Annotated in this window: 1 protein-coding gene; it reads left to right on the top strand. The window is 47.2% G+C overall.

The features are described 5' to 3' along the window. Positions 1-118: 118 nt before the first annotated feature. Positions 119-1,465, top strand: coding sequence for an ISNCY family transposase (locus AACW75_RS22955; protein ID WP_145572389.1), 1,347 nt, complete (start codon positions 119-121; stop codon positions 1,463-1,465). The last annotated feature ends 43 nt before the right edge of the window (positions 1,466-1,508 follow it).

Raw genomic sequence — 1,508 nt, 5'->3', positions numbered from 1 at the left:
TGTAAGCGCAAAGTTGTAATGTCACTATTTTCCAAAGTTAAAATGTCCCTTTAGCTCATCACCACTAGGCTTAATTGATATTGGTAAACGCTATGGACATAACAACATGCTGGTGACTATGAGTGATTCAGAGATCAATCGTTTTAAAGTAATTGAAGATGTGTGTCAGCGACGGATACGTCGGGCCGATGCTGCCGAGATCCTCAGCTTGAGTGTCCGTCACATCCAACGCCTGATGAACCGACTTCGTAAATACGGTGCGAGCGGATTGGCTCATCGCGCTCGCGGTAAGCCTAGCAATCATCGTTATTCAAGTGGTTATCGAAACTCGGTGCTAAGCCTTGTCCGTGAAAACTACAGCGACTTCTCACCAACACTCGCTCAAGAAAAGTTATCTGAGCTGCACAACTTGCCCATATCAAACGAAACTTTACGTCAATGGATGATCGCCGACGGACTGTGGCTTCCACATTCACAACGCAAACCTCGGGTCTATCAGCCTCGTTACCGTCGTGATTGCTTGGGTGAACTTATCCAAATTGACGGCTCCCATCATGACTGGTTTGAAGGCCGCTGTGACAAATGCTGCCTATTGGTGTTCATTGATGATGCGACTAGCCGTCTGATGAACCTAAGATTCAGCGAGACAGAATCCGCGTTTGACTACATGATGACCACGCGTGAATACCTCAATGAGCACGGTAAGCCCATCGCATTTTACAGTGACAAGCACTCTATTTTTCGAGTGAATCAGGAGAAACACAAACAAGTTGGCCAAACTCAATACGGGCGCGTGTTGAAAGAACTGGCGATAGAACTCATCTGTGCCAACAGCTCCCAAGCCAAAGGCCGCGTTGAGCGAGCCAACCTCACGCTGCAAGACCGACTGGTTAAAGAGATGCGCTTACAAGGTATCGACACCATCGAACAAGCCAACGCCTGGCTTCCCTACTTCATCGCCGATTTTAACCATCGCTTTGCTAAGCCCGCTCAATACCCAAAAAACATGCATCGTCCGGTTCGAGAGTCCAAGCAAGAACTCGACGATATTTTCAGTTGGCAAGAAACCCGCAAGCTCTCAAAGTCGCTGACATTTCAATACGATAAAGTGATTTATCTCATTGAACCTACTGAAGAAAACAGCCGACTAGCGCACGAACATGTCAAGGTACTCGACTACCCAAACGGTGAAATCGCCATCCAATACGGGCATCGAAAACTCGAATTCAAAACCTTCGACAAACTCGAGCACGTTCAACAAACCCAAATCGTCGACAACAAACGCCTCGGCCAAGTTTTAAAATTTGCTCAGCAACAACAAGAAGAATTCGAACAACAACAGCAACGAACCCGCAGTAAGAAAGCGCCCAAGCGCCGTGCACAACAAAGAGCCCTTCAAACAGCCCCTCGAGCCATCAACCCAGTGCTCACCGAACCATTCAAAACCTCCAGTCGAAAGACCTAACAAGGGGACATTTCTATTTGGGACAAATGAGGACATTTTAAAA

Origin of the sequence: Vibrio sp. L3-7 (genome assembly GCF_963898195.1) — a bacterium.
Lineage (GTDB): Bacteria > Pseudomonadota > Gammaproteobacteria > Enterobacterales > Vibrionaceae > Vibrio > Vibrio echinoideorum.
Note: the sequence above shows the minus strand (reverse complement) of the source record. Positions and strands in the feature narration are given on the sequence as shown.

What these genes read in the sequence shown, in the direction of transcription:
- AACW75_RS22955 (WP_145572389.1), top strand. Translation starts at nt 119, where the DNA reads ATGAGTGATTCAGAGATCAATCGTTTTAAAGTAATTGAAGATGTGTGT.